Origin of the sequence: Paenibacillus sp. Mc5Re-14 (assembly GCF_001049835.1) — a bacterium.
Lineage (GTDB): Bacteria > Bacillota > Bacilli > Paenibacillales > Paenibacillaceae > Paenibacillus > Paenibacillus polymyxa_C.
Genome location: NZ_CVPD01000001.1, coordinates 3,387,954 through 3,411,043 on the forward strand (window position 1 = coordinate 3,387,954; position 23,090 = coordinate 3,411,043).

Sequence of the window (23,090 nt, forward strand, 5' to 3'; positions counted from 1 at the left end):
CATAAACGCCAAAGGAAGAGATATGGCATCTCGATCCTTTGGCGTTTATTTAGATAGCATTCGGATGAGTGGCTGATTTAACGTATCTGAATTTCCAGAGGCTGCGGAAATCCCCGGGAATGTCCTCCATAATCCACGATCTCAAAAGTAAGTGGCTGCGGATACTGCTCATGGTTTGAAATTACAAATCCGTCCAGGCCGGTACCTGCATCAGCCAGTATATGTCGCTGTCCCCTGCCGTCAATGAACGTATTTGCCATTCGAAAATAGAGGCCGCCTGAGTTTTCCGTAAACTGGTATCTTAAAAACAAACGAAGTCGCTGATGTGTCGGATTATTAATATATTGATCGAGTTTAATGTGTTTATCCGGAGATTTAACGATTGTTTTGGTTATCGTATTAAGAGTAATAAATACGCTTTTATCCGGTTTCAATCGAAGGCTACTAATATTGAGCCAAATCTGTTTATGCTCTGAGAAAAAGCTGCTTGTAAAGTAATAGATTTGTCCTTGCTTGGTCGTAATGGTGCGATCGTATTTCAGTAGGTTTTCATAGGATGGATGGGCAGAACGGTTAACTTGGCTGGAAACCAGACTCATAAAAAGATCTGTATCTATAATCTCCCGTCCCCCTGTAGGTTTAAAGCGAATCTCCACATCCGTTCTTAACGGTGTCCTGATGAGCCGCCGCAGCTCGATATGCTGGTCTTCGACGGCAATGTCCCGGTTGAGATCTTTCACTTCGCGCAGTGCAGCATCCGGTCCTGGCTTCAAAGTCAAGGGAATGCTAAAGTGTTCTGCCTGGGGCTTGACAGAAGAACCTTGTCGGGCCTGAGCCTGCCAGACTGCGGACAAGGTTAGTGCGTTGGGGATTTGCCCCGGCTGTTCAAAATCAAAGACCATAACGTTGGAGACCACGGTCTGATCAGGACCAGCCTTGCTGCGGGTATCCCAAGTAAAGGAACCATCTAACGGCTTGCCATCCGAACCAAGCAGCCGTGGTTTGACATTGCTTTGCAGCTGCAAGGGGGATTTGGAGCCTTTATTTTCAGCCGTATATAAAATAATAATCCGCTGGCTATCCGTAGCCATTCCATCAATGGTTACCTTATAATCTCCGGATATAAAGCTTTGTTCTACTGGCCAATAGATATCATGTGCTGCTGCTTGCTGAAGCGCGAGTGTAAAGTTGTCCTGCTCACCGAAAAGACGACTTACATAAGTCGGGATTTCATGGTGTCGTTGCACCGGCTTTGTCGCCGTTTGCGGTGTCAGCCAATGCCGGGTTCCCCAGATTCCGCCCCCGATACACAAGGCGAGCAGAACAACGGCTATGATTTTTAGCCTGCCTGCAGGTATGGACCAAAATCCTGTGCCCCGAAGGGGTTTATCTCTATTGGCCCGCTGTATACCACGCCGCATAGCCAGATTCATCGCTTCGTCAGACACTTGTTGGGCAGCTTGTTTGGCCTCCTGTACCTGCTGCTTGAACCACAACTCCTCTTGATCAGCCATGCTGTATTTCACCTCCATGATGGATTTTGTGCCGCAGCTGCTTCAGCCCTTGATGCAGCCAGGTCTTGATGGTTCCTTCTGATCTGCCAAGTACCTTCGCAATTTCGGGTACGGTCATGTCATCGTAATATCTCAGCAGGAGGGCTTGCCGATATTTGGGTTTAAGGCGGCTTAGGGCTTGCTGCATGTCCAGCTTGCTGTCACTTACCATTTCGGCAACCCCTTCCGTGACAAGAACAGGAATCTGGGAACGGCGCCGTTTTTGCCGCTTGAGTTCTTCCATACAGCAGTTCATCAGAATACGGATGATCCATGGAATCAGCGCCGCGGGATCCCTCAATTTGCTGCATTGGGACCATGCACGGTAAGTGGCTTCTTGAAGCATATCCAGTGCATCTGCTTCATTACGCAGGTAGCTGTATGCAATGCCGTAGAGTCGTCGGTTGTGTCTGGTGATCAAGGTGAAAAATGCATCCTCATCCCCTTGGCAGGCGGACTCTGCAAGTTCTTTGTCTTCCATGCGGACCTCCCTTTTTTATCTGCCATGTCCGGCCGGTTCATGGGCATCTATAGATAAGGATGGATTAAAGAGCCCAAAACGTTTTATTTTTTTACTGGATGAATTTACCTCCGCACTAATGAGCCGGTTCAAGTTTGGTTTGGGCCGCTTGAATACGTATAATAAAGAAATATCCAATATCTGATGTTACATAATAACGAACGTAAGGGGGAGACAACCATGAAAAAAAACCGCCTGGGATCTTCGGATTTGCTGGTAGGTGAGATTGGCTTGGGATGTATGTCGGTCGGTACGGAGGAGCAGCAAGCCGTTTACTTGATTCATGAAGCGTTAGACAGGGGTGTAAATCTGTTGGATACGGCCGATTTGTACCAGCATGGGCGCAATGAAGAAATTGTAGGGTCAGCAATCCGTGGACGGCGGCAGGATGTCATCTTGGCGACCAAGGTCGGCAATCGGCGTATACCAGGGCAGGAGGGATGGGAATGGGACCCATCCAAGAAATATATCCTGTCAGCCGTTAAAGAGAGTCTGCGCCGCCTGGGAACGGACTATATCGACCTGTATCAGTTGCACGGAGGGACGATTAACGATCCGATAGACGAAACGATTGAGGCTTTCGAACAACTGCAACAGGAGGGCGTTATCCGTTACTATGGTATTTCCTCCATTCGTCCGCATGTCATCCGTGAATATGTGGAACGCTCGAATATCGTTAGTGTTATGAATCAGTATAGTTTACTAGACCGGCGTGCAGAGGAAGAAGTATTGTCTTTGCTGCAGGAGCGGGGAATTAGCGTGATTGCACGTGGACCCGTGGCGAGCGGTGTATTGGCTGACAAGGGGGAAGAAAAGGCGGTCAAGGGATACCTAGACTACGAAGAGGCAGAGCTACTGGACGTGCGCAAGCAATTAAAGGCATTTGCAGGACCGGAGCGTAGTATGGAGCAGACGGCAATCCGTTATAGCCTGTCTCATCCGGCTGTCGCTGCTGTGATTCCGGGTGCAAGCTCTTTGGGACAATTGGAGCATAATATTTCTGCAGCAGATATTGCACCGCTAACTGAGCATGATCGAGAGACGCTACAGCAAATCAGCCGAGCCAATCGTTATGACGCGCAATACCGCTGATCCGAGCATAATAGAATAAGTGAAGTACACACTCGAACATGTACTCATCCCAGTTGCAATATATACAAGAATCATTACAATATAGGAATAAGACTGATTTATCATTCATATGTGAATGTGAAGATATTATCAATTCACTCTAGGAGGGACCAATAAATGGAACGCATCGAATCTGAGCAGCAATATCAGGATTTAATTAACGGTGACGGTCTAACCGTCGTGAAATTTGATACCAGCTGGTGTCCAGATTGCAAGACGCTGGATAAATTTATGGACGGCATTATGAAGGAGAACGCGGATAAGCGTTTCTTTGCGCTGGATGCCGAGAAGTTTCAGCCGATTGCTGAACAAAATCAAGTACGCGGCATTCCGAGCCTGCTCGTGTTCCGTAATGGCGAGAAAATTGCTCATTTGCACAGCAAATACGCCAAAACGCCAGCTCAAGTTTCGGAATATCTGACTACGCTGGAATCTAAACAGTAATCAGTACGCATGGTAGATCTAGATCAGGATGATCTATTGAAGCCCGCGAAATAGCAAAAGGGATATCCAAGGCTGACCTTAAGGCCACTTGGATATCCCTTTTTGGTTGTAGGATACCAAACAATGATTACAAAATAATGAAAAAGAACACAGCTGCCAGCACGAAACGATAGATGGCAAACGTAGTCAAGCTCAAGCGTTTGAGCAGACCGAGGAACGTTTTGATTGCCAGCATACCGACGATAAATGCAGTAATAAAGCCGGCTGCGAACACCGGGAAATCACTCATAGACAGATGATCCATACTTTTAATCATATCAATCCCTGATGCACCCAGCATGACCGGAACAGATACGAGGAATGTAAATTCTGCGGCTGCCGTATGGCTTACACGTGCGAATAGGCCCCCAGACATAGTTGAGCCTGAACGAGAGAAGCCTGGCCACAGAGCTAGGACTTGGAACACACCGATGGTAAAGGCTTGTTTGTACGTGATCTCATCCAACGTATGTGATCTAATAGGCGGATGGAATTTTTCAGCCGCGATCATGAGCAAGCCCCCGATGACCAAACTGTACAGAACCGTTTCAGGACCAAACAAGTATTGCTTGATTACATCACGGAACAGTACACCAATTAATCCCGCAGGGATCATGGCTAAAATAATATGTAACAGGTTTAGACGTGGCTGGGATGAGATTTTGCGTCTGAAATCAAACAGGCTGAGGAATCTGCGCCAGTATAATACAACGACCGCCATCACAGCACCTAATTGTACGATAACCTCAAATGTTTTGACCGTATCATTCTCGGTGTTCAACCCTAGAAGATCAGCCGTAAGGATCATGTGACCCGTCGAAGAGACCGGCAAAAACTCTGTCAGCCCTTCAATAATTCCCATAATAATAGATGATAAAATATCCAATTTACTAGCTCCTCCTTACACGCATGTAGGGCAAACAACCTGAGTCGTTTGCCCTAAAAATATGTCATTTCAGTAGGAGTGAACGCAAGTGCCAAGTGCAGTATGCTAGTCGCTCAGATCACAAAGGTTCACTCCTGGGAAGAAGTGTCCGATTCCGACTCCATTTCCGAGGTCGGGGATTTGTGGTGTAAAATAATTTCCACCCGACGAATACGATTTTTACCCATTTCACGAATGATAAATTTCACATCATCTTCTATGAATTCCTTGCCCTGTCTCGGTTCCGGAACCCGGCTATACACCCACCCTCCGACAGTATCCACGTCTTCATCGTCCAATGCCAAGCCCGTCAGATCACTCAGATCGGAAAGCATCACTTTACCATCCATCAAATAACTGTTCTCCGTCAGTTTCTCGATTTCCTTCCGTTCATCCTTATCAAATTCGTCCCGGATTTCGCCGACAATCTCCTCCAAAATGTCCTCAATGGTAATCAAACCAGAAGTTCCACCATATTCATCGACCAGGAGAGCGATATGAACCTGCTCCTTCTGCATACGTTTCAGCAGCGTGTTGACGGGGATAACTTCCGGAACGGTCAAGATCGGTTGAATCAAGCTATCGAAAACAAGCTCGGGATTGCGATCATACTCAAGGAATAGCTGCTTGGTATTAATCATACCAATGATCTGATCCTTGCTGTCTGTCGCTACCGGAAAACGGGTATACTGTTCTTCGTGAATAGTCTGCATGTTTTCTTTGAGCGAGCGATTCGTAAACAAGCATACCATATCTGTACGTGGCACCATAATTTCTTTGGCAACGGTCTCGTCAAAAGCGAAGATACGATTCACGTAGCCATATTCGGTGTTATTGATCTTACCACTTTCCACGCTTTCGGACAAAATGATCTGAATTTCTTCCTGAGAGTGCGCTTCTTCATGCTCACTAGCCGGTTGAAGACCAAACAGACGAACCAGGCGATTGGCCGAGCCGTTAAGGAGCCAGATAAACGGATACATAATCCGGTTAAACCACACGATGACTGGAGAGGTTAACAAGCTGACAGCTTCCGCTTTGCGGATCGCCAATGTTTTGGGAGCTAGTTCGCCGATCACCACGTGCAGGTAAGTTACAATGACAAATGAAATAATAAAGGCCAGGATATGTGAAAACTCCCCATTGATGTTGAGCTGTTGAAAGAGAGGCTCCAGCAGTTTGACTACAGTCGGTTCACCGAGCCAACCGAGTCCTAACGCTGTAATCGTAATACCAAGCTGACAGGCAGACAGATAGCCGTCCAGATTATTGACGACTTTTTGTAGCGCCAGTGCGTTTTTACGGTTCTCCACCACCAGCTGATCTACTCGGCTGGAACGGATTTTAATAATCGCAAACTCGGTAGCCACGAAGAAAGCACTAAATAAAATCAACACCGCAAACAAAAATAGACTGACACCTATACCCATATAATTTTCACTCATCCCTTTTTCGTTCAATTTTTTTAGGAACTCTATTTTGAGTTCACTTGAACTTATTTTAAGAACTTAAAAGAAAATATACAAGGTTCATATGGAATCGTAGCAGGTCACATACCTCTAATTTACACGAAAAATAAGGCATAAAAGAACCCGCACGGCTCATTGCTTCACTTTACAAGCCTAGTTTAAGGGCGTATGATGAGTTCAAATGAACTTGAAATGTAACAAAGGGAGGAAAGCAGATGGAGTCTTTTACCCTCACTCGCCGTGATATGGCCCATTTGCTGCTGGCCATGGAAGGTCGCAGCGAATTGCAGCCTTTGGCTGTTCTCCAAGACGCTTGGAGGCGCACTCATAGCCATCTTGCCCGTTCCGGTAGCACCATGCCGACATTTCTATATACCGAAGTGACGCCTGTGCTGGATAAAATCATCAAGGGCAAGCACAGCGCAGCCTTTTCGCTGCAGGAAATTGTTTCTCTAGGCCAACTGGTAGAATATAGTCATGTCTCACTCGCCTCTATGCAAAATTGGGTCAAACGTGATTTTAAGGAGTTTCTCGGCGCTCCGAAGATCGGCAAAAAATACTCAGTCAACCAGGCAGCCATATTGCTTATCGTGGAAGATTTAAAATCGTGTCTTGATTTTGAATCCATCCGTCAGCTATTTCATATCCTGTTCCAACAGCCTGAAGATGATACGGATGATCTGATTCAGCCGGTCGATTTGTACGCTGCATACTCAACTTTATTTGAAGAACTGGATGCGAACGGAGACCAACTGCTTGATGTGGCAGGAGCAGGGTATGCCAAAGACAACGGAAATCCTGCTACAGGACAGAAGCGTCAGGAAGCTGCCACAGAAGAATTGCTGGTACAGGCGGCAGATCAATATACTTGTCGTTTACAGCACTTGACCCCCAACCAGTGTGAAGCAGTGCGTAATACTTTGCTGGTGGCAGCGGTATCGGTGCAAAATAGTTATTTTTTGTCGATGGCGCGTCGGTATGTGAATGCGACATTATTTTTGGATTTTCAAGGGTAGATCAGGATTGGCGTAAGAAGCCGATCCTATTTTTTTTCTCTTTTTTGAGGATTGTCTACCCTTTTGGAGACTGAAAAAGTATACAAAAGAGGTATATACACTCAAACGCTGTCAAAGATACAATAAACATATATAATCCAGCAATTGGAAAAACTTTGAATATCTCTTCCAAAGCATCTGGATACACACACAGGAGGTAATGGCATGTCCGATGTCTCCATCATCATTTGTACCCGCAACCGGATCGAAGACCTGACACGCTGTATACAATCTATTGCTGCACAGCAGCAATTGGAGCATACAGCTGTAGAACTGCTGATTGTTGATGACGGCGATATTTCCGACCAACAGATTGAACAGTACCGTCACATGGTATCCGGATTGCCTCAAGGTGTTCTCAAATATTATAAAAAAAGTCGTCCCGGCGTTTGGTTATCCCGCTATGAGGCCTTGTCTCTCGTGCGGTATGATATTGTGCTGTATTTTGACGATGATGCCGAACTGGACGATAAACTCTATATCCGGCGCTTGCTCGATACCTACGAACAGGATGAAACGATTGTAGGTGTTGGAGGGATTGCAAAGGGACTACATTCAAGCCGGGCAGGAAAGCTGCTTGGCGTTTTGACTTTTCAGATGTCTTCTTCCCTTGGCAAGCTCTCACCCAGTAGTCTGGCAGGTTCTTTGCTGCGTTGGAGCGAAGCAACCGAGACATTTGACACTGAATTTTTCCATGGCTGCAATATGTCATTTCGGAGGGATGCGCTTCGGGACATGAAGCCGTATCCGTGGATGACCAGCTATGCGGTGGCTGACGACTTGTACATGTGCCAGTTAGCGAGCCGTTACGGCAAACTGGTGATTAATCCTGACTTAAAAATCATCCATCATGAATCTCCAAGCTCGCGCGATAAGGCGGGCAAAGTAGCCAAGGCGACAGCAATTAACCACTATTATTTTCTTGCCCTGAAAAAGGCGGGATTTATCCAGTATGGAGCTCTTTTATGGACCTTAACCTACTTGATGCTCAAAGAAACGCTGCGCCGTAATTTTAACGCAGCAGATGGATACAAGCAGGGGGTGTTGTTCATTCTGAACCCGCGTAAGCAAAAATATAACGAATATTTAGGCCCGGCGGTTCAGTAATCTGCTTTATACACATTGACAGGATAAAGGGGGAGTATGATGTTAAGCTTGTCCATTGCTCTGTGCACCCGCAATCGGGTTGACGATCTGACCCGATGCATCAATTCAATTGCCATGGGGGAGCACCAGAGGCATGTGAAACCGAGCTGTGGATTATTGATGACGGAAAACTGCCAAAGCATGTGCTGGAACGTTATGAGCGTCAGTTGGGCAGAGCGGGAATTGCCTACCGATATCATCGTAAGGAGCAACCCGGACTGTGGTTATCACGTGTAAAGACGGTGGAGCTTGCCCAAGGTGACATCATTTTGTTCCTTGACGATGATGTTGAGCTGCCAAGCAACTACTTGAATGAGTTAATGCGCACCTATGAGGCGTATCCGCAGGCAGCTGGTGTTGGAGGCATAGCACAGGGAATGAATAACAGTTTCATGGGTACGATTCGCTGCTTGCTTTCGTTCCAGCAATCCTTGTCCAAAGGAAGATTGTCCCTCAGCGGTCAGTCTGGCTCGATGTACAACTGGCATAAGGCCAAGAAGACGTTTAAGACCCAGTTTTTTCATGGTTGTAATATGTCATTTCGCCGTGATGCGATTCTAAGTCTGGAGCCGGTACCTTGGTTGCAAAGCTATAGCGTCGGCGAGGATTTATTACTTTCCCGTATCGCCATGAAAAGCGGTCCATTGTATATTAATCCGGCGCTTACGCTGCTTCATCACGAATCGCCGTCCTCGCGCGACAATATGGAACAGGTTACTTATATGCGGGTGATGAATCATATTCATCTACTACGTGACGAGGGGTCTGGGCCGATCGGTTATGCAGCACTATATTGGACGACGTTGTATCAGATTTTGAGGGAAAGACCCAAAAAAAATCATAAAGCCATTCAAGGCTATAGAAGAGCACTGAAAGAGATTTTCTCAAGTACGAAGGAGCCTGTTAGCGGAGGACAGTTGTCTGAACGCAATTCCAAAAAAACAGTAGGCTGATGGAGGTGCGTCAAAAGACGCGATGTGAGCATAGAGACGAGAGGCTTAATAAGGAACAGGAGTTGGACGTAACATGAGCACATGGACAGCAGCAAGGAAAGTATTCACGGGTGACAGTCTCGCCAAAACGATCATGCGCACGAGCTTTAATAATTTTTTTGTGCTAATCGTCACGACCCTGACTTCCATCCTGACCGCACGTATGCTCGGAGTAGAGGGGAAAGGTGAACTGGCGGCTGTTCTGTTCTGGCCTACGCTGATCGGCAGTGTATTGAGCTTCGGCTTGCCAACATCGTTAATTTATAACCTCAAGAAGAAAACAGGCACGACGGAAGAACTGCTGGCGTTGTCGCTCTGGATTCAGTTGCCTGCCAGTCTGTTGGCGGGAGCGGTGGCCTGGATATGTATGCCGTTGTGGCTGAATGGCTATGGTGCAGACATCATCCAACTGTCGCAGATTTATTGTGCGGCAGCAGTACCGTTAGCGGTGCTTACAGCACTCACGACGGCATTATCGCAAGGACTGGATCGATTTAGCGTATATAACGGCCTGTTGTTTTACTATCCGTTACTGAATTTCATCGGTCTAGTGACCCTGTGGCTGATGGGCTTACTCAATGTGCAACTGGCGGGGGCAGTGAATTTTGCTGCGAGTTTCCTTGCGCTCATGTGGGCGTTCCTCCGTTTGCGCAAGCATATGAATTTGCGCGCATTTCGTCCGTTGACCAGCCGCCAAGTGCTGCGCCCTTATTATAGCTATGGAGCGCGGGTGTACGGGATGGAGTTGATGGGGACGCTGTCCACACAAACGGACAAAATCGTCATTGTGGCGCTGCTGTCACCCAAAGCGTTCGGTCTGTACTCTGTTGTCTACGCCTTGTCCCGTGTGTTCAATGTGGTGCAAAATGCCGTCACTAATGTAACCTTCCCGAAGGTGACAGGGATGGAACACAGCAAAATTGTCGAAACGGTGGGTCGTGCTTTTCGCATCTCTATGGCTGCGATGCTAATCGTCATTGTACCGGCTCTCTTCATTGGACGATACATGCTGGGATTGCTGTACGGTCCCGCTTTTCTGGAAGCATCGCTAACGTTCTACCTGCTGTCATTGGAATGTATTATTGGTGGTGGCTCATGGATTTTGGCTTCGGCCTTTAACGCACTCGGTCGTCCGGGACTGGTACTGTTCCGGCAAATTGTAGCCTATGCGATCACCGTTGGTCTGTTTTTTATTTGTACACCGATCTTCGGTCTGGACGGCATTGCTATTGCTCTGCTTGTAGGTGCTTGTGTACGGTTGGCGTTCTCGCTGTTCTCGTTCCCCATGTTTTTCAATGTTCCGCTATCCCGGATCATTTTTGATAAAAGTGATATTACATTTGTCTTACAGACTATACAAAAGAAGCGCAGGAAGGGAGAACTGAAAGATGCCGAATTCGCATCCCATGGCTAAACTGAAAAATAAGCTTAGCGTCATTCTCGACGTAGTCCCTCAAGGTTCGAATATTATTTATGTCGATTATCCCGTCTATAATAACGGTGGGGATGTACTGATCATGAAAGGCACCGAAGCGTTCTTTAAGGATAATGATATTCGTGTCCGTGCCCGTTATAGCGCCATGGATATTCCCGATCAGCTTCATATTCCGGGCGACTGGATTATCGTATGCCACGGTGGTGGCAACTTTGGCGACTTATATTCAAATCACCAAAATTTGCGAGAACGCATCGTTCGTGATTTCCCTAACCACCGAATTGTTATCATGCCGCAGACGATCCACTTCCAGTCTGAACAGAAGGCTAATGAGGTGGCTGCCCTGTTTAATGCTCACCCGGATCTACATATGTTTGTGCGGGATACACGCTCTTATCAGTGGGCTAAGGATAAGCTGAACCAGTGCAGCATCACATTATGTCCTGATATGGCGCACCAGCTTTGGCCATTAAAGCCAACTACGGAAACCGTTAAGGATGTACTGTACTTCCTGCGTACGGATATTGAAACGGTGGGGGGGCAAAAGAAATTCGATGACGAGGCTGATGCCTCTCACCGTCTGGACTGGGATACTTTATTCACTCCGCTGGAAGTGAAGGGGATCGTCTATTTCCAAAAGTTTTACCGTCTGAATAAGAAAATTGGTGGCCCGTTACCTACCCGTACATTCTGGTACAAGTACACCGACCATCTCATGAACAAGGCGGTTACGCTGTTCAGTTCTTACCGCGAGGTTCGCACTTCACGGTTGCACGGTCACATTCTGGCCTGTCTGCTTGATATGCCGCATGTTGTCATTGACAATTCTTACGGCAAGAATTCGCAATATTATAATACCTGGACACAGCCGAATCCGAAGGCAAAGCTGTTCAGTGAAACACCTGAAGCATTAGAGCAGCCGTCTTAATCGTAAGAAAAGCTAGTTAGAGACCTCCTGAACACTTCATTGGTTTAGGAGGTTTTTGGTTCAGTACTACAAAGAGCATAAGTTTAATTTAATTAGATAAACAATTAAGGTAATGAATATTTTAATGACTTAATCTATAAGAGAGGATATTTTCGCTCTATTTTGACAATTCATTTCATGAATAGATATAATTTATGGGATAAAACTTGCAGAAAAGCGCGGAATTCTCCAGCTTTTGCTGTACATCACATGATCGTATATTTATTTAAATGAATCGAGGCTGACGAATGAGCAATCAATCGATGGACATGCTTCTCACGAAGGATATCGTGCGTGAAGGGGAACCGATTTTGCGCAAAAAGGTTGATCCGGTATGTCTGCCGCTGTCTGAAGAGGATCTTCAACAGATGCAATGGATGCTGGATTATCTGAAAAATAGCCAAAATGAAGAGCTGGCCACCCGCTATGAGCTGCGCCCGGGTGTAGGGCTATCCGCCAACCAGGTTGGGTTAAATAAAAGAATGTGTGCTATTTATTATGAAGACGGAGACCAAACGGTAGAATACGCCCTGTTTAATCCGAAGCTGGTCAGCCACTCTACATCCATGATTTACTTGGAACAGGGGGAGGGATGCTTGTCTGTAGATCGGTATATACCCGGATATGTACCGCGTTACGAGAAGATTCGCATCAAGGCCAATTTGCCGGACGGAACTCAGGAGCTGTTAACGTTTAAGGGTTATGCAGCGATTGTTGTACAGCATGAAATGGACCATCTGGATGGCATTATGTTCTATGACCGTATCAACCCGGAAGATCCGCATAAGCTGCCACAGGGAGTGCATATCGAACCTTTTGTACGTAAATAGTTCGTGATCTGTAAAGTGTGGTGACTCCGTTCACCACCTTTTTATTTTGCAAGAAAATATGGATATAAATGTTGTGAAGCTTTAAACTGAAAATATGTAAGCGCTTATTTCGCGGGAGGGATGGCATGTATCGTGGAGTCCGGCATCTGATGAATAATATGCGTATGCGGAATAAGCTGCTCTTCTCCTACGTACTGATTGTCATGATCCCAGTGCTGGTGGTGGGCGGCTGGGTTACTTTTTATTTACGAGAGCAGGCACTGGACAGTGCGATTGCCCAGACGGTAAATAATGTGGAAAAGATTAAGAGCCAGACAGCAAATTTACTACGTGTGCCAACAGATATTTCAAATGGGCTGATGTTCGATAAAAGGCTAAAGGAGATGGCGAACCGTCGTTATCCCGGCATGGTGGAGCTCATGAATGCGTACCATCAATACAAGGATTTTAATGAGTACACCCAGCAATATAGAGAGGTTGCTACTATCCGGTTCTATTCGTACAATCCGACGTTGGTCAACAATCTGGAGTTTATTCCTGTGGACTCTAACATTGAGCGGCAGCCATGGTTCCAGGAGGCTTTGAAGGGGACGGCGATTAACTGGTTTTACATTCAGGATAAGGAGGATACCCCGGTTAATCGCCTCAGCCTGGTACGGCAAATTCCTTTTCCCGAATACAATTCCAAGGGAGTTCTGATGATTGCACTGAGTCAGACCGAGTTGAATCATATGCTAAGCAAGGAGCCCTTTGAAACATTGATTGCGGATCGTAACGGGATTGTGGTCGCAGCTACCCATCCACAGTCGGTAGGTCAGACGTTGACCGATTTACATTTAGGCTTTGATGTCCAGCGTGCAGGTAAGGGGATATATGAAGCAAAAATCAACGGAACGTCCTCGAACATTATTGTGGATGAGCTGCTGCCAACCTCAAGTGTGAGCGGATTGACAATTATTTCGGTGTTTTCCACGGAACATATCGTGCAGGGGGCGAACCGGGTCAGCCTGATTGGCGCATTATGTGTACTAGCGGTACTCATCATGGCGCTGATTCTGATTACCATCATTTCCTGGCTTATTACCAAACGGCTCCAGCGGTTGAGCTATGAGCTGGGCCAGGTAGCGGCGGGTGATTTTCATGTAGTATCCAGTGTGGAGGGAAGGGACGAGATCGGTGATTTATCGCGCCGTTTCAACTACATGGTAAGTAGTATCCGCCAGCTTATGGCACAGGTCTATGAGACGAGTGAGCATAACAATAAGCTTGAATTGGCACAAAAGGATATCAAGCTAAAAATGATGGCAAGCCAAATTAATCCGCATTTTCTGTTTAACGCGTTAGAATCCATTCGAATGAAAGCACATTTGAATGGGGAAGCAGAGATTGCAACGACGGTCCGTTTGCTTGGCAGGCTGATGCGCAGGAATCTGGAGATTGGCAGTGGTAAAACAACCGTATTACAGGAGCTGGATATGGTTCGATCCTATTTGCAAATTCAGCAGTTCAGGTTTGGGAATCGTTTGGTCTATGAAGTGAATTTGGAAGAAAGCGCGAAGGAGATGTCGATTCCTCCCTTAATCATACAACCGCTAGTGGAAAATGCAGTTATTCATGGCCTAGAAAATAAGGAAGATCCAGTTACCGTGAAGGTAGATATCACAATAGAACAAAGAGAACTGCACATTAAAGTGGCTGATGATGGAATTGGCATGAAGGAAGAACAACTGACCCGTCTGTTGGCTCGGATCACGGGTACGGAGGAGCCGGAAGGGAGCAGTATTGGTCTGCGTAATGTTCATCAACGTCTGACATTGATGTATGGTGAACGTTATGGTCTGCATATTGAAAGCGCATTACAGGTAGGAACAACCGTATACTTTTCCATACCAAGGGAGGAAGCGTCGAATGTATAAAGCGATGATTGTAGATGATGAGCCTGCGATTCGTGAAGGACTGTCTTCCATTATTGACTGGGGGGATTGTGGCTTTCGCATCGTCGATACGGCAGAGAACGGACGCGAGGCTCTGGAAAAGTTCGGAGAGCATCGACCGGAACTGGTCATTGTAGATATTCGTATGCCTGGGATGAGTGGATTGGAGGTTATACAAAGCATACGCCAAATGAATGGGGAGCCGTTTCACTTTCTCATTTTAAGCGGATATGCAGACTTTAATTATGCTAGGCAAGCCATGGGATTCGGGGTGGATGGTTATCTGTTGAAGCCGGTTGATGAGGAAGAAATGACGTTAGAGCTGAAACGAGTACGACAAAGCATTGAGAATGAAAAGGGAGATGGAAAGTGGGGGAGTCCATCTTCGCATGAGCGCGATTGGATTGAAGCACTGTTGTTTCCGGTTCATTCAGAGCACCCTCGGGATAATGTAGAACCCAGCCATCGTGCATCCAAGCAAGCTGATCACCAAAGCGGCGCTGGAAAGCATGGACAACAGCCAGCGTTACCAGCATTGGACTGGAGTAGCTATCAGGTGATTTTGCTGGATTTGCGTATACCTGACTGGGATCGGCAAGCCCGGCAGTTGGCAGCAAAGCAGCGGCTAGCGGAATTGTGTCGTGATCAGGATAGAGGCATTGTGTTTGAGGCTGGAATATATACGGGCCTATTGCTTCCTGCCATGTTAAAAACGGAGCAAGATGCTGTTCAGTTGCTGGCTGCATGGCGACAGGAACTAAAGCCTTGGGTAAATGAAATCTATGGGGCTGCTGGCGCTCCGGTAGACATTCTTAGCGATATCCCCAGATCTTTTGAACAAGCGTTACGATTATTGGAGCGTACGTTTTTGTTCCGGGCAGAAAGAGTCATGCTTCCCGGAGACCTACGTGAATGGGAGACAGTCCATGCTGAAATGGATGAAGCGTCTGACAGAGCCTCGGATGACCCCATGCGTTATGCAGAAAAGCTGTACTATGCGCTGGATATGGCTAATGGTAAAGCGGCGACCCGTGTCATTAAGGACATGGAAATCCAATTTCCACAGATTTATCGTACAGAATCTGCAATCAAGGCGGCATTCGCTCAGACATTCACACTGGCACTGAACAAGTATGCAGCTGGACAAGAACACAGCCGGACCGTGCTGGAGGAGCACTCTAACCTGATTACCAATGTATATGCTTATTCAACATTGGGCGAGCTGGTGGATCACTCGCTCGAGCATGTGTTGCAGTGGATTGGCCAGACTGATACGAGTGGCAAGGAGATCATCATGAAGCAAATGATTGACTTTATACATGGTCATTATGATGAAAATTTGCGACTGGAGTTACTGGCGGATATGTTCAATTACAATAGTGGGTATTTGGGCAAACTGTTCAAAAGTCATACAGGCGAGGCCTTTAATGCCTACCTGGATAAGGTAAGGATTGAGCGAGCAAGGGAATTGCTTGCACAGGGGATTAAGGTGCACCAAGTGGCGGGTCGCGTGGGATATGCGAATGCAGATTATTTTCATAGTAAATTTAAAAAATATGTTGGTATGTCGCCTTCCTCCTATCGTAATCAGACCCAAAAAAACGGAGGAACAGATGGCTGTTGATCGATTTTCTAAGTTTAACGTTATGAAGTCTCTCTTGCAGATGTCGGAGGTATGTCCTTCGAATGAAGAGAGGCTTTTTTTATATGTTGAAAAAGGACGGATCAATAGAAAATGTCACATTCATTATGGATTTTAAGGCATTTTCATAAAAACGCCATCGTTATGACACAACTTTGACACGATGTTCACATTTTTGATTCTATTTCATTTAAATTTATTCTATATAATGGGGATAATCTGAAGCCCGGTTATGGCAACCATGGCAAGTTAGCTGAGTGGGTCATTTCCTAAAAAAGTGACGGTTTCATATGTAAGAGTGTGAATACAATCACAAATACAAAAGACTTCAGATCACAAACATTAAATCATTGTTAAGGGAAGTACAGGGGAGGAGCAGCATCATGGACGTATTGGATTTGGCACGGTTGCAGTTTGCAACCACTACGATTCTTCATTTTGTTTATGTGCCGATCTCCATTGGATTGTCATTGTTGGTGGCAATTATGGAGACTATGTATGTTATCAAGAAAAAGGATTTGTACAAAAAAATGGCTCAATTCTGGGGGACATTTCTGCTGATTAACTTTGCGCTAGGGGTAGTCACCGGGATTTTGCAGGAGTTCCAGTTCGGAATGAATTGGTCGGACTTTTCCCGTTTTGTCGGTGATGTATTTGGTACGCCGCTAGCCATTGAAGCATTGCTCGCATTTTTCCTGGAATCGACCTTTATCGGTCTATGGGTGTTCGGCTGGGAAAGATTATCCAAAACTGTCCATTTAATTTGCATGTGGCTAGTAGCGATCGGTACGATGCTCTCGGCTTTGTGGATTTTGGCTGCCAATTCATTCATGCAACGTCCCGTAGGATATGGGGTTGTAAATGGCCGGGCAGAAATGCAGGATTTTGCTGCCTTGTTAACGAACGAGCAGCTTTTGTGGGAGTATCCTCACACCATTTTTGCTGCCATTGCAACCGGCGCTTTTCTCGTAGCAGGTATTAGTGCTTGGAAGCTAATGCATAAAAAGAATATGGACTTTTTTAAACCTTCTTTTAAATTGAGCATTATTGTTGCATTAATCTGTGCCATTGCTATTCCTTTGTTTGGTCATGGACAGGCTCAATATTTGATCAAAACACAGCCCATGAAGATGGCAGCCAGTGAAGCTCTGTGGGGAGACAGCGGCGATCCGGCGCCTTGGACGGTTATTGCAAATATTGATCCTGATAAGCAGGAAAATACCTTTGAGATTAAGGTTCCGTTTGCACTGAGCTTTCTGTCGTATAGCAAGTTTTCTGGCTCTGTGCCTGGTATGAAGGAACTTCAAGCACAGTATGAAAAGACCTACGGTCCAGGTGATTATATTCCGCCTGTCCGTACGACCTTCTGGAGCTTCCGCATTATGATTGCGGCAGGATGTGCCATGATTGCACTTGCTCTGTACGGAGCTTACCTGAGTTTTCGACAAAAATTGGAGGGCTCACATCGTTGGTTCTTCCGCCTTATGCTGTGGGGGATATCGCTCCCGTTCATTGGGAATACAGCAGGCTGGATCATGACAGAAATGGGACGTCAGCCGTGGACTGTGTTTGGCTTGCTTCAAACGAAAGATTCTGTTTCACCTACCGTTGTAGCAGGAGAAGTGCTGTTCTCCCTGATTGCATTTACGACGCTGTATCTCATTTTAACGGGTGTACTGGCATTCCTGTTTGCTCGCACCGCTCGTAAAGGCCCAGATATTGAGCCGCATCAGCATACAGTCATTCATGATCCATTTGCTCAAGGAGGTGACAGCATTGTCGTTAAATGATTTATGGTTCTTATTGATCGCAGTGTTGTTTACAGGCTTCTTTTTTCTAGAGGGCTTTGATTTTGGCGTGGGGATGGCAACAGGATTAGTGCCGCGTAATGACCAACAAAAACGTTTGATGATCAATACGATTGGTCCATTCTGGGATGCCAACGAAGTGTGGCTGATTACAGCAGCAGGTGCGATGTTTGCCGCCTTTCCGCATTTTTATGCAACGATGTTCAGCGGATATTATCTGGTATTTGTGTTTATTTTGCTAGGTTTGATCTTGCGAGGAGTCTCCTTTGAGTTCCGTGGCAAGGCCGAAGGAAAAGGGTGGACAGGAACGTGGGATACTTGCATTCTGATTGGCAGCTTCCTGCCGCCGATGCTGTTTGGTATGGCCTTTGCGGCTTTGGTGAAAGGTGTACCTATTCAGCAAAACATGGATTTGAAAGCCGGATTTTTGGATGTGTTCAATGGATACACCGTATGGATTGGACTGACAGTGGTCGGAATGTGCCTCATGCACGGGCTGACGTTCATTTCTCTGCGGACGATTGGTGAAGTCAGAGATCGTGCTCGTGTGATCGCGTCCAAATTTCTTCCGGTATTGGGAATTCTACTTGCTGGTATGGTGGTATGGACTTATTTTGCAACGGATTTATTTGCACGTCGTGGTCCCTTTATGTATGTTGCGGTTGCGGTGGGAATTCTCGCCTATGTGCTGACATGGTATTTCCTGAGGCAGCGCCGCGAAGGATGGGCTTTCGGGATGACAGGTGTCATCATTTTGCTAAGCTTCGTTTCGTTATTCGTTGGCTTGTTCCCAAGATTTATGGTGAGCTCGATCAACAGTGCTTTTGATTTGACGATATATAATGCAAGCTCCAGTCATTACACACTGAAAGCCATGACGATTGTTGCAGCAACGCTTTTACCCTTTGTGTTGGCTTATCAGGCGTGGAGCTATTTTGTTTTCCATAAGCGTCTCAGTGAGAAGGATCATCTGGAATACTAATGGATAAAGCCTGGTTTGAATTAAAGGGCATTCGGCCAGTAATGCTGCTGCTGGCCGCCCTTTCCCTGCTCCAGGGAGCAGCGGTAATTGCACAAGCCATCTTTTTGGCAAAGGCTGTAACGGTTTTCTTTAATAAAAATCCGCTGGTAATGGCTTGGCCATCGCTGGCGTTGTTTTTCGCGGCTTTTGCAGTGAGGCATACGATGATTTGGCTGCAACGCCGGACAGCCGGTCGTTTCGCCGAAGCAGCAGGCGCTTCCTTACGGGAGCGTCTGCTTGCGCGTTTGTTCGAGCGGGGTCCGGGTTTTGCCGCACGGGAAGGAAGCGGCAAGTTGGTGACGCTAGCGCTGGATGGTGTGGATCGGTTTCGCAATTATTTGGAAATATCCATTCCTCGTATGATAGACATGATGGCTGTAACCTTACTGGTGCTTGTGTATGTTTTCACATTAGATATGATTTCAGGTGTGATTTTGACGACTACGATGCCGATTTTGGTGGGCTTCTTTATTTTACTCGGCTTGGCGGCGCGAAAACAGGCAGACAAGCAGTGGCGTTCCTATCGTCTATTATCACATCATTTCACGGATTCGTTGCGTGGCCTACAGACACTAAGGTTTTTGGGACGCAGTCGGGCGCATGGGGAAAGCGTAGGGAAGGTCAGCGACCAATACCGTACGGCAACGATGCGTACGCTGCGGGTAGCGTTTCTTTCTTCATTTGCCCTCGATTTTTTCAGTATGCTGTCGGTCGCTTTTGTAGCAGTAGGCTTGGGGCTGCGTCTGATTAGTGGTTCGGTGGGACTGGAGGCAGCGCTTGCGGTGCTTATTCTGGCACCGGAATATTTTATGCCTATACGCCAGTTGGGATCAGACTATCACGCCTCATTGGACGGTAAGGAGGCTTGGGGAGCGATACGCTCCATTCTCGTTGCAGAGGATGAAACGATAGAGCCGAAGACAGCTAATGATAAAGGATTAGACATCACGGGGCAGAACATCCTCAAGCTGTCCGATGTGTGTTTTCTTAATGAAGACGGCTCCGCCCGGCTTGAACATGTGTCTGCAAGTGTTGAACCGCACATGAACATGATTGGCATCGTCGGAGCGAGCGGTGCAGGCAAAACGACATTGCTTAGTCTGCTTGGCGGCTTTTCTGACCCCACTTCAGGTGAGCTGATCCTTAATGGATGCCGATTATCTGTGGATACCAAAGCTGAATGGCAACGGCATATTGCCTATATTCCACAGCATCCTTACCTGTTTAGCGCTACTTTGGCAGATAATATTCGCTTTTATGAACCGGAAGCATCCAACCAGCAGGTAAAGTGGGCGATTGACGCGGTTGGACTGCGTGAACTGGTGAATGGCCTTCCGGGTGGATTGAATGAGTCTATTGGGGAAGCAGGTCGGACATTGAGTGGAGGGCAGGCGCAGCGGATTGCCTTGGCACGGGCTTTGCTTAGTAACCGTCCGATCATTTTATTGGACGAGCCTACGGCACATTTGGATATTGAGACAGAATGGGAATTAAAACAGACCATTTTGTCCGTATTGAAACACAAAAGAATGTTTCTTGCCACCCATCGGCTGCATTGGATGCCGGATATGGACTGTGTCTGGATGATGAATCAAGGCCGTCTGGAAGAGGTAGGTTCCCATCAGCAACTAGTTGCCCAAAAGGGAGAATATTACCGATTGCTGACGGGAATGTCGGAAGGAGGGGACGGACGATATGAGAGCAACGGACAATAGTAGCCAAGGCTGGTTTTTGCCTTATCTGAAACACTATTTTTGGGCCTTTCTAGCAGCAGCTCTTTTGGGTGCGCTGTCCATTGGGTGTGCAGGCGCGCTGCTCTTTACGTCCGGCCATCTGATTACTCGTTCGGCCTTAAAGCCTGAAAATATATTAATGGTGTATGTGCCCATTGTGCTTGTGCGAACGTTTGGTTTTAGTAAAGCCGTCATTCAGTATCTGGAACGCTTGGTAGGCCATGATGCTGCGCTGCGCCTTGTGTCTCGTATGCGAGTACGCTTGTATCGGGCAGTGGAACCGCAGGCGCTGATGATCCGCAGCAAATTTCGTACAGGGGATCTATTGGGATTGCTGGCGGAGGATATTGAGCAGCTTCAAAATATCTATCTGAAGCTGGTTCTGCCTGCGTTATCGGCTTTGCTGATTTATGCAGCAGGCATCTTGGCGCTTGGCTGGATGGACGGAACATTTGCCTTGCTGATGGCGCTATATGGGGGATTTTTGCTTTTCATCGCCCCGGCTATCTCACTTTGGACCTCACTCGCCAAACGGCGTACGTTCAAGCAGGAACGGAGTAAAGCCTATCAGGAACTGACGGATGCTTTGTTCGGCATGAGTGATCTGGTGCTGAGTGGACGGACTGGGCATTTCCTTAACACCTTTACACAACGGCACAAGAGGGCAGCCATGGTGGAAAATTCACTTCGTCGGAACGAGTGGCGTTCTCATTGGATCGCACAATGCCTGGTAGGCGGCGGAATTGTAATTATGACTGTGTGGGCCGGAGGACTGGTAGCACAGAATCGCATTGAAGCCACATGGCTGGCATCCTTTGCCTTAGTAACTTTTCCGTTGCTGGATGCCTTCGTCCGCGCTGGAGAAGCGGTGGTTCATGCGCCGGAGTATCAGGATTCACTTCGACGGCTAAAGGATTCCGAGAAAGATACATCTGCACTTGCAGCACGATCAGATGCAGGACAACCAGCAGCAGACGATGCAGCAGATACTAAAGAAGAACAGGCTACCGCTCAGCGATTAAGCCACGGGGGAGAGCTACTGCTGAACAACGTAAGCTACCGCTATGCTGCAACGCAGGAATGGAGTGTGCGTAATATCTCCCTACACGTACCCCAGGGGGGGAAGGTTGCATTGCTTGGCCGCAGTGGTGCGGGCAAGTCTACGCTGCTGAATCTGATTCAGGGAGCATTGCAACCTGATGAAGGGAGCGTCACTGTCGCAGGCGTTCCCGTATTTACAGGTGGAGCATACTCCAGTCTGTTTGCGGTGCTAAACCAGCAACCGTATTTGTTTGATACGACGGTAGCCAACAACATTCGTTTAGGACGACCCGACGCTTCACTGAATGAGGTTCGTGCAGTGACGGAGCAGGTAGGGCTTGGAGCTCTGATTGATTCTTTACCAGAGGGTTACGATACAAGAATGCAGGAGACGGGCCTTCGCTTTTCCGGTGGAGAAAGACAGCGCATTGCACTGGCGCGGATTTTGCTGCAAAACCATCCGATTGTTTTGCTGGATGAGCCGACAGTGGGGCTTGATCCACTGACGGAGCATGAACTTATGCAGACGATGTTTCGCGTACTGAAAGGCAAAACATTGATCTGGATCACTCATCATCTCACGGGTATGAAGCATATGGACGAGGTGATCTTTATGGAACAAGGCACCATCTCCATGCGAGGCAGTCATGATGAGCTTTGGCGCGATCATGCCCGGTACCGTAATCTGTATAAGCTGGATCATCCGGGTCTGGAAAATTAGTGATGATCACCATGTCGGATAATATGATTCATCTGCTAGAAGCTTTGAAACAAGGTATTTAAAATTTCGATTAACTTTTATATACTGGTTAGAGTTGATGCGTCACATGCTCATGTAGACATTCAACTGGAGGGGGCTGAAAGAAATGAAAACACTCATCTCTAAACATTGGCATTTGATGCTGATTGGTTTTGTAGCCCTGATCATGGGCGGGTTTGTCTTGTTTTATTTTCAGGGGAGCGTGTCGTCGTTTCCGGCCGTTCAACCTAAACAAGCTCAGGAAGAGCCAGATGAAGCCAAATACGAGATTGTGACAGTAGGTGTAAAAGGGGACGGTTTCTATCCTAAAAATATTGAAGTGAAAGCCGGCGTTCCAACCAAGATCAATTTCAAGAAAATGACGTCTTTTACTTGCATTGATGAAGTACAGTCGTTGAAGATCGGAATGGACGTTTACCTGGATCACGAAAATAATTATTTTACCGTCCAGGACTTGAAACCGGGCATATATGAGTATAATTGTGGCATGTACATGTACTACGGGACGATCACAGTAAAATAAATCAAAAAAAGCTTTCTGGCACATTGATGCCAGAAAGCTTTTTTTCTTTTAACTAGGTGAATTGGGACAGTATGTGTATATATATCATCATCCAGCTGTGGTGCAATATGCACTATCCTTTA

At 46.8% G+C, this 23,090-nt stretch carries 19 protein-coding genes; 15 read left to right on the forward strand and 4 right to left on the reverse strand.

What is annotated here, in order from left to right:
- Positions 1-77: 77 nt before the first annotated feature.
- Complete coding sequence (locus tag BN1546_RS15280) at positions 78-1,514, reverse strand: DUF1499 domain-containing protein (RefSeq protein WP_090738180.1); 1,437 nt, start codon at positions 1,512-1,514, stop codon at positions 78-80.
- Entirely contained in the window at positions 1,507-2,034 is a 528-nt protein-coding gene (locus tag BN1546_RS15285) for an RNA polymerase sigma factor (RefSeq protein ID WP_058711505.1), read from the reverse strand. The genes BN1546_RS15280 and BN1546_RS15285 overlap by 8 nt, the downstream gene beginning before the upstream one ends.
- Positions 2,035-2,253: 219 nt before the next feature.
- On the opposite strand from BN1546_RS15285, the gene BN1546_RS15290 reads away from it, so the two are divergent.
- Together BN1546_RS15290 and BN1546_RS15295 are read left to right on the forward strand one after the other, a co-directional pair.
- Complete coding sequence (locus tag BN1546_RS15290) at positions 2,254-3,165, forward strand: aldo/keto reductase (protein WP_090738182.1); 912 nt, start codon at positions 2,254-2,256, stop codon at positions 3,163-3,165.
- 156 nt (positions 3,166-3,321) lie between these two features.
- Positions 3,322-3,648 (forward strand): thioredoxin family protein, encoded by a 327-nt coding sequence (locus tag BN1546_RS15295; RefSeq protein WP_013373129.1) that lies wholly within the window; start codon positions 3,322-3,324, stop codon positions 3,646-3,648.
- A 127-nt stretch (positions 3,649-3,775) separates the two neighbouring features.
- Here the strand turns inward: BN1546_RS15295 and bacA are convergent, their stop codons facing one another.
- Positions 3,776-4,573 (reverse strand): undecaprenyl-diphosphate phosphatase, encoded by a 798-nt coding sequence (gene bacA / locus BN1546_RS15300; protein WP_013373128.1) that lies wholly within the window; start codon positions 4,571-4,573, stop codon positions 3,776-3,778.
- Positions 4,574-4,701: 128 nt separating this feature from the next.
- Positions 4,702-6,072 (reverse strand): hemolysin family protein, encoded by a 1,371-nt coding sequence (locus BN1546_RS15305; protein WP_013373127.1) that lies wholly within the window; start codon positions 6,070-6,072, stop codon positions 4,702-4,704.
- 224 nt (positions 6,073-6,296) lie between these two features.
- On the opposite strand from BN1546_RS15305, the gene BN1546_RS15310 reads away from it, so the two are divergent.
- From BN1546_RS15310 to BN1546_RS15370, 13 genes are all read left to right on the forward strand, one after another.
- Positions 6,297-7,097, forward strand: a complete 801-nt coding sequence (locus BN1546_RS15310; RefSeq protein ID WP_058831066.1) for a DUF1836 domain-containing protein — start codon at positions 6,297-6,299, stop codon at positions 7,095-7,097.
- A 204-nt stretch (positions 7,098-7,301) separates the two neighbouring features.
- Complete coding sequence (locus tag BN1546_RS15315) at positions 7,302-8,243, forward strand: glycosyltransferase family 2 protein (protein ID WP_016820344.1); 942 nt, start codon at positions 7,302-7,304, stop codon at positions 8,241-8,243.
- Between the two features lie 95 nt (positions 8,244-8,338).
- Complete coding sequence (locus tag BN1546_RS15320; RefSeq protein ID WP_255305376.1) at positions 8,339-9,235, forward strand: glycosyltransferase family 2 protein; 897 nt, start codon at positions 8,339-8,341, stop codon at positions 9,233-9,235.
- A gap of 73 nt (positions 9,236-9,308) precedes the next feature.
- The gene (locus BN1546_RS15325) at positions 9,309-10,688 is read left to right on the forward strand and encodes a lipopolysaccharide biosynthesis protein (protein ID WP_013373123.1); all 1,380 of its coding nucleotides are present in this window, start codon (positions 9,309-9,311) and stop codon (positions 10,686-10,688) included.
- Positions 10,663-11,637 (forward strand): polysaccharide pyruvyl transferase family protein, encoded by a 975-nt coding sequence (locus BN1546_RS15330; RefSeq protein ID WP_064963580.1) that lies wholly within the window; start codon positions 10,663-10,665, stop codon positions 11,635-11,637. The genes BN1546_RS15325 and BN1546_RS15330 overlap by 26 nt, the downstream gene beginning before the upstream one ends.
- A 287-nt stretch (positions 11,638-11,924) precedes the next feature.
- Positions 11,925-12,506 carry a peptide deformylase gene (def, locus tag BN1546_RS15335; protein ID WP_016324730.1) on the forward strand — a complete coding sequence of 194 codons (582 nt, stop codon included), beginning with the start codon at positions 11,925-11,927 and terminating at the stop codon, positions 12,504-12,506.
- A gap of 125 nt (positions 12,507-12,631) precedes the next feature.
- Positions 12,632-14,422 (forward strand): cache domain-containing sensor histidine kinase, encoded by a 1,791-nt coding sequence (locus BN1546_RS15340; RefSeq protein WP_090738184.1) that lies wholly within the window; start codon positions 12,632-12,634, stop codon positions 14,420-14,422.
- The gene (locus BN1546_RS15345) at positions 14,415-16,064 is read left to right on the forward strand and encodes a response regulator transcription factor (RefSeq protein WP_090738186.1); all 1,650 of its coding nucleotides are present in this window, start codon (positions 14,415-14,417) and stop codon (positions 16,062-16,064) included. The genes BN1546_RS15340 and BN1546_RS15345 overlap by 8 nt, the downstream gene beginning before the upstream one ends.
- Before the next feature lie 401 nt (positions 16,065-16,465).
- Positions 16,466-17,872, forward strand: coding sequence for a cytochrome ubiquinol oxidase subunit I (locus BN1546_RS15350; protein WP_025674770.1), 1,407 nt, complete (start codon positions 16,466-16,468; stop codon positions 17,870-17,872).
- Positions 17,859-18,872, forward strand: coding sequence for a cytochrome d ubiquinol oxidase subunit II (gene cydB / locus BN1546_RS15355; protein WP_025674771.1), 1,014 nt, complete (start codon positions 17,859-17,861; stop codon positions 18,870-18,872). The genes BN1546_RS15350 and cydB overlap by 14 nt, the downstream gene beginning before the upstream one ends.
- Positions 18,872-20,626 (forward strand): thiol reductant ABC exporter subunit CydD, encoded by a 1,755-nt coding sequence (gene cydD / locus BN1546_RS15360; RefSeq protein ID WP_090738188.1) that lies wholly within the window; start codon positions 18,872-18,874, stop codon positions 20,624-20,626. Before cydB ends, cydD begins: the two co-directional genes overlap by 1 nt.
- Complete coding sequence (cydC, locus tag BN1546_RS15365) at positions 20,607-22,406, forward strand: thiol reductant ABC exporter subunit CydC (RefSeq protein WP_090738190.1); 1,800 nt, start codon at positions 20,607-20,609, stop codon at positions 22,404-22,406. The genes cydD and cydC overlap by 20 nt, the downstream gene beginning before the upstream one ends.
- 145 nt (positions 22,407-22,551) lie before the next feature.
- Positions 22,552-22,968 carry a cupredoxin domain-containing protein gene (locus BN1546_RS15370; RefSeq protein WP_013373114.1) on the forward strand — a complete coding sequence of 139 codons (417 nt, stop codon included), beginning with the start codon at positions 22,552-22,554 and terminating at the stop codon, positions 22,966-22,968.
- The last annotated feature ends 122 nt before the right edge of the window (positions 22,969-23,090 follow it).